Origin of the sequence: Streptomyces violaceorubidus (assembly GCF_000717995.1) — a bacterium.
In the GTDB taxonomy this organism is placed as follows: Bacteria; Actinomycetota; Actinomycetes; order Streptomycetales; family Streptomycetaceae; genus Streptomyces; species Streptomyces violaceorubidus.
In genome coordinates, this window is record NZ_JODM01000184.1 from 1 (window position 1) to 309 (window position 309).

1 protein-coding gene is annotated in these 309 nt (G+C 70.2%); it reads right to left on the reverse strand.

The features are described from left to right. On the reverse strand, nucleotides 1-309 hold a 309-nt coding region (locus tag IE94_RS36855; protein WP_342450771.1), incomplete at its 3' end, for an AMP-binding protein.

The following is a 309-nucleotide window of genomic DNA, read 5'->3' on the forward strand; positions in this document are numbered from 1 at the left end:
CACATAGGCGATCCGGTCGGCCGGATACGACGGGTCCACCGGCACATACGCCGCACCCGCCTTCACCACCGCCAGCACCGCCACCACCAAGTCCGCCGACCTGGGCAGCACCACCGCCACGAACTCACCAGGACCCGCACCCCGCTCCCGCAAAAACCGCGCCAGCCGGTTACTGCGCTCCTCCACCTCCCCGAACGACCACCGCACCTGACCGCACACCACCGCCACAGCCTCCGGCGACACCCCCGCAACCCGCGAGAACCACGAACCCAACACCCCACCACCCGGCAACGACGCAGACACCGCCAC